This window comes from Modestobacter sp. DSM 44400, from assembly GCF_900107175.1.
Classification (GTDB): Bacteria; Actinomycetota; Actinomycetes; order Mycobacteriales; family Geodermatophilaceae; genus Modestobacter.
This window is the reverse complement of sequence record NZ_FNOZ01000098.1, coordinates 1-6,335: the sequence shown is the minus strand read 5'-3', so window position 1 is coordinate 6,335 and position 6,335 is coordinate 1. Positions and strand designations below refer to the sequence as shown.

The following is a 6,335-nucleotide window of genomic DNA, read 5'->3' as shown; positions in this document are numbered from 1 at the left end:
GACCGTGCTGCGCCTGGACCTACCGCCCACCCTGGCCCGATCGATGCGGTCGACGAACATGATCGAGTCGATGATCTCCATCTGCCGGGATCACGCCGGCAACGTCAAGCGCTGGCGCGACGGGCAGATGGCGCTGCGCTGGTGCGCCGCCGGGATGGTCGAGGCCGGCAAGCAGTTCCGCCGCGTCAACGGCCACCTCCACCTGCCCGTGCTACGCACCGCCCTCGAGCAGGCCACCACCGCAACCGTCCTACCCGCCGTGCATGATGAGCCCGTCAGCAACGCCGCCTAGTTGATCAACGGGCCGCCACCGAAGTTCCACGGAACTCGGGACATCCTCCACGGGGTTACGCCTTCGTCTTTCCAGCGCTCTCTACGTCCAGAGAGCCACCCGGTGCCCGCCGGGTCATCAGCCTTGTCTCGACGAGTTTCGGCCTCGTGACCAGGCGCCCACCCCGTCACGCCGTGCCGCTGATGGGTCTTCAACCGGGACAGCCTCGGATCCACCTCCTCAGCGTCGAATAAATTGATCAATCGCAACAGTGAACGTTCATCTACCCGTCGGACACGTGTCCAGTAAACGACCCCCGGACTCTCCTGGAGACGTCATAAGGTCCTTCACTCCAAGCGGCACGAATGCTACCTTCGGTAGAGAGACGGGCCCCGCTCCGCGGGGCCCGTCGCCGTTTCTAAGGGTGATGTGTTGGCCATTGTTGGGTGGCGTTGGTAAATGCACGGCGGCATGAAGGTGTACGCCGGCTCGCCGGCCGCTGCCCGGCACTACGTGGAGGCCGATCGCGGTCGGGCCGATGACTACTACCTGGCCGAGGGCACCGGGATCGCCCGCCGCTTCACCGCCGGCCCGGAGGGTCCGGTGGTTGAGTTGGCGCCACTGACCGGGGACGGCTACGAGGCGTGGGTGGCCGGGCTGGACCCGGCCACGGGTGCCCCGCGGGGGTGGCTGCGCACCGACGCGCACGCCGTGCGGTTCGTGGAAGTCGTGCTCAACGGCCCGAAGTCGTGGTCACTAGCGGCGGCGCTGCACCCCGACATCGCCGCCGCGTACGACGCGGCGCAGGACCGCGCCGCCAGCCAGATCATCGGCTGGCTCGGCGGCCACGCGACCACCCGCGTCGGGCCGCGCGGCGGGCAGGTACAGGTGCCGGTCGAGGTGGTCGAGGCGGTGACGGTGGGGCACTACACGTCGCGGGCCGGGGATCCGCACCGGCATCTGCACCTGCAGATCAACGCCCGGGTGTTCGCCGCCGGAAAATGGCGCGGGCTACACACCGTCGGTGTCCGCGACTCGCTCGCCGCCATCAACGGGATTGGGCACGCGGCGGTCGCCTGCGACCCGCAATTCCGGGCGGCGCTGGCCGCGCACGGGTATGCGCTGGGTGCCGATGGGGAGATTCGGCAGCTCGCGGATTTCGTGGGAGCCTTCAGCGCGCGGACCGCGCAGATCACCCGCAACATCGACCGCTACGAATCCGAGTGGACAGCGGCGCATCCCGGCGAACATCCTGGCCCGGCGTTGCGCCGGGCGTGGGACGCCCGGGCGTGGGCCGACGGCCGCCCGGACAAGGTCAAGCCACAACCCGGGGAGAACCTCACGGCACGGTGGCTGGCCGAGCTGGCCGCCCTGGGCTACCGCGACCGTGGTGTTCCCGTCGGCCTGACACCCACCCCGGTCGGCAGCCTGGACCGGGAGCAGGTGGTGGAGCGGGTGCTGGCCCGGCTGGCCGCCGCCCGCTCCGCGTGGAACCCCGCCGACGTGCGCGGGGAGGTCGAGCAACTGCTCGCCGCCGCCGGCATCGTCACCGACCCGGCGGTGCGCCTCGAGCTGGCCGAAGACCTCACCGCCCGCGCGATGGGCCGGTGCGTGCCGCTGCTGAACCGCGACGGGGTGCCCGAGCACATCCGGGCCTGGACCTCGGCGCCGGTGCTCGCCGTCGAGGCCGACCTGACCGCCCGCCTCGCCACCCGCGCCACCCGCGCCACCGAACGATTGGCCGGTGTCCCTGACCCCGACCTGACACCCCCGCCGGGCGACTTGACACCGCCTGTCGATCTCGCCGCCGTGGCGGGGCGCTTGGACCCGGGGCAGGCGGCGGCGGTCGCCGCGCTCGCCGGCGCGTGGCGCCTGGTCGTACTGGAGGGCGCGGCGGGCGCCGGCAAGACCACCACCCTCGCCGCCGCCCGCCAGGCGCTTGAGGAGCAGGGTCGGCGGCTGGTGGTGGTCACCCCGACGCTCAAGGCCGCGAAGGTCGCCGCCGCGGAGGTGGGTGCGGCGGCCGGGTCGGCGGCCCGGCTGGCGTATGAGTACGGCTGGCGCTGGAACGACGACGGCGCCTGGACCCGCCTCGCCGCCGGCCAGACCGACCCGGTCACCGGGAAGGTCTACGCAGGCCCGGGCGAGGGCGCGCGGCTGCAGTTCGGTGACCTCCTCGTCGTGGATGAGGCGGGCATGCTGGATCAGGACACCGCCCGGGCGCTGCTGACGATCGCCGACGAGTGTCAGGTGCACCTCGCGCTGCTCGGCGACCGGCACCAGCTCGCGGCGGTCGGCCGCGGCGGCGTCCTCGACCTGGCCGTCCGGGCAGTCGATCCGACCGCGTACCTGACGCTGGCCGGGGTGCACCGCTTCACCTGCACCGACGGCGGGGTGACGGTCCCCGATACCGGCTACGCCGACCTGACCCTGGCCATGCGCGCCGGAGATGATCCCGGGAAGGTGTTCGACGCCCTGCTGGCCCGCGGCCAGGTTCGGCTGCACCCCGACCCGGACGCCCTGCGGGAGACGCTCGCCGAGGTCGCGGCGGCCTCCTTCGCCGACGGCCGCCAGGTGGCGGTGGTGGTGGACACCCACGAGCAGGCCGCCGAACTCAACGCGGCCATCCGCGACCGGCTCGTCACCGCAGGCCGCGTCGACGACCGGCACGTGGTGGTCACCCGGGCCGGGGAGCGGATCGCCGCCGGCGACCGGATCGCCACCCGCCGCAACGACCGCGACCTGGGCGTCGCCAACCGCGACGTCTGGACGGTCACCGGCGTCGACCGGGACGGCGGGCTACTCGTCACCCCCGCCGTCACCCCTGTCGGCCGCGCGCGTGCCTCTGTCACCCCCGACGTCACCCCGGCCGGGAAGGGATCGCGGGTGCTGCCCGGCGACTACGTCACCGCGCACGTGGACCTGGCCTACGCGACCACCGCGCACGGAGCCCAGGGCGACACCGTGACCGCCGCGCACCTGGTGGTCGGCGAGCACACCGGCGCCGCGGCGGCCTACGTCGGGATGACCCGCGGCAGACAGGCCAACACCGCCCACCTCGTCGCCACCGACCCCGCCGAGGCGCGGGAGCAATGGCTCGCCGTCTTCACCCGCGACCGCGCCGATCTCGGCCCCGGCCACGCCACCCGGCTGGCCGCCGCCGAGGCCGCCCGCTACGCCACGCCCCGGCCGCTGGGGCAGGTGCTCGCCGACCTCGGTCAGACGTGGAGCCTCGAGCAGGACTGCCTGGACCGGCTCACCCACGCCGAACCGCGCCGCGACGCCCTGCGGAAGGTGGTCGCGCTGCGGCCGAGGCTGGACGACCAACTGACCCGATGCACCGAGACGTACGCAAGGTCAGTGCTCGCCGCCGAGCAGGCCGCCGCGCGCGCCCACGCCAGCGAGACACGAGTGGCCGTCGAGTCCGAACGGATGGGCGAGGGACTGTTGCGCCGCTGGGACGCCGAGCGCGACGCCGGCCGCCAGGCCGCCACCGTGCTGCTGGCCGGCCCCGGCCGGCTCGGACTCCGTCGGGCCGCGGTGTGGCGCGCTGCCGAGGAGCTCACCGACTGGGCCGACCGGTGGCGCCCGTGGGTGCCGCAGCTGCCCGCCGACACCCGCGGGCTGGCCTACCTCGCCCGCGGCCACGACAACCGCCCCGCGGTGCGGGCGGCGCTGCACACCGCCGCCCGCGCCCACGCGGAGGCGGCGCACCCCGAGCACGCCGGGCTGCGCGCGACCGCCCAGGCGGCCCAGGACACCCACGACCAGGCCTTCGGCCGCCTGGCCCAGGCGCGCCGCGAGCGAGCCGACGCCCTGGGCCGCTTCGGGGTCCTGGGCTCGGCCCCCGAGCCCGAGCGGTGGCTGGCCGACAACGAACGGGAGATCGCCGCCACCCGGCTGCAGCTCACCGACGCACGGGCGCGCATCGCACAACTGACCGCCGAGCCGGCGCTCCTCGCCCAGCCCACCGACCGGCTCGCCGCCGAACGCGACACCTGGCGCGAATGGCGCGACACCGACCGCTACCAGCGCCGGGCGGCCACGCCGCGACCGCCCGCGCCCTTCCCGGGCCTGGCGCGCCCGCGACCCGAGCCCCCCTCGCTGTCCACGCACCGCCCCGGCATCGGCCCCTCCCGCGGTCGATGACCCCCCACGCCGTCCCGCCGAGGGGGGCGACCCCGGAGGAAGACCGCAGGAAGACGGCAGAAGAACACGAGCCAGGGCAGCAGAGCCGGAAAAACCGGAGATCAACTGAAGAAGCCGGAGATCAACTGAAGAAGTTGGCTGTGAGCTGTCACCAAACCGGGCCGAAACAGCGCCACTCTCATCCATGACGACAACACCCGGCCCGAACACCCCGGAGCCAACCATGTCCGAACACACCCGCGACGACGCCCCCGAGCTGCTCACCAGCACCGAAGCCGCCGACCTGCTGCGCGCCCCCGTCGCCACCCTCCGCTACTGGCGCCACCTTGGCACCGGACCCCGCAGCTTCCGCCTCGGCCGCCGCGTCCTCTACCGCCGCGACGACCTCCACGCCTGGATCGACGCCCAGCACGCCGAAGCGGTGGACCGGCCCCCGCCGTCTGGTCGAACCTCCTCGGCCATCGCGTGCGGCGCCTCACCGCATGTCAGTGCCCACTCCTAACGTCCAGATGACGACGTCACGGGAGGTGACTGCGCATGGCCAACATCGCTCGGCGGCCTGACGGCCGGTGGCGTGCCCGCTACCGGGATGCCGCGGGCAAGGAGCACGCCCGTCACTTCGACCGGAAGGTCGACGCCCAGCGGTTCCTGGACAACGTCACGGCCAGCGTCGTTCGCGGCGACTACGTCGATCCGGCCCGGTCGCGGATGACCGTCGGGGAGTGGGCGGAGCCGTGGATCGCCGGCCGGGCGCACCTCAAGCCCAAGACGCTGTCGTCCTACAAGTCGCTGCTGCGCACCCGCGTCCTCCCGCGCTGGAAGGACGTGCCACTCAAGGCCATCACGCACGCGGACGCGGTCGCTTGGGTGGCCGACATGCGCGCCGCCGGCCTGTCCGCCTCGCGGACGCGGCAGGCTTACCACCTGCTCACGTCAATGCTCGACGACGCGGTCAAGGACAACCGGCTGCCCCGCAACCCGATCGCCGGGGTCGACCTGCCGCGGCTGCCCACGACCGACCGCCGTTACCTGACCCACGGACAGGTGGCCGATCTCGCCAGCGCCGCCGGTCGCTACCGCCTCCTGGTGCTCGTGCTCGCCTACTGCGGGCTGCGCTGGGGCGAGGTTGTCGCGCTGCGCGTCCGGCGGGTCGACCTGGCGCGCGGCCGGATCGAGGTTGCCGAGGCCATCGCCGAAGTCGACGGGCGGCTGATTGTCGGCGAGCCCAAGAGCTACCAGCGGCGATCAGTGCCGGTGCCGCGCTTCCTGCGCGATGAGCTCGCCGTGCATGTGGCCGACAAGAACCCTGACGACCTGGTGTTCACCTCGGCTCGAGGGGAGACGCTGCGGGTCCACCGCTTCCGCCGGACCTACTTCGACCCCGCCGCGGCCGCCGTCGGCCTGGCCGGTCTGGTGCCCCACGAGCTGCGGCACACCGCGGCCAGCCTGGCCATCGCCGCCGGAGCGAGCATCAACGGCGTCCAGGAGATGCTCGGGCACGCCTCCGCGACCCTGACCCTCGACCGGTATGGCCACCTTTTCGGAGACGAGCTGGACGCCGTCGCGGAGCGGCTGCAGCTGCATCGTGCGGACTTTTTGCGGACTAGAGCGTGTCTGCCAAAGATTGGCGGGTTGGTGGGCGACGCTGGACGAATGTTGCGTACCGACGAGATCCCGGACGAGTTGTGGGAGTTGATCCAGCCGGTGCTGCCTGCCGGCGGTCATCAGGGCCGGCCGTGGAATGACCACCGACTGACGCTCGAGGCGATCATCTGGCGGTACCGCACCGGGTCGCCGTGGCGTGACCTGCCCGATCACTTCGGCGCGTGGCAATCGGTGTGGGAACGCCACCGTCGCTGGTCTGACGACGGCACCTACGTGCGGATGTTCGCCGCGGTGCGCGCCGCAGCCCCTG

At 73.1% G+C, this 6,335-nt stretch carries 3 protein-coding genes and 1 pseudogene; all 4 read left to right on the top strand.

The window, feature by feature from the left end; genetic code table 11:
- Nucleotides 1-292, top strand: a pseudogene (locus BLW04_RS24385) (IS256 family transposase); the annotation flags it as partial.
- A 438-nt stretch (nucleotides 293-730) separates the two neighbouring features.
- The gene (gene mobF / locus BLW04_RS24380; RefSeq protein WP_254781963.1) at nucleotides 731-4,420 is read left to right on the top strand and encodes a MobF family relaxase; all 3,690 of its coding nucleotides are present in this window, start codon (nucleotides 731-733) and stop codon (nucleotides 4,418-4,420) included.
- Nucleotides 4,421-4,643: 223 nt separating this feature from the next.
- Nucleotides 4,644-4,922 carry a helix-turn-helix transcriptional regulator gene (locus BLW04_RS24375; RefSeq protein ID WP_091548125.1) on the top strand — a complete coding sequence of 93 codons (279 nt, stop codon included), beginning with the start codon at nucleotides 4,644-4,646 and terminating at the stop codon, nucleotides 4,920-4,922.
- A gap of 35 nt (nucleotides 4,923-4,957) precedes the next feature.
- A partial coding sequence (locus tag BLW04_RS24370) for a transposase (RefSeq protein WP_091548123.1) occupies nucleotides 4,958-6,335 on the top strand: 1,378 nt, incomplete at its 3' end.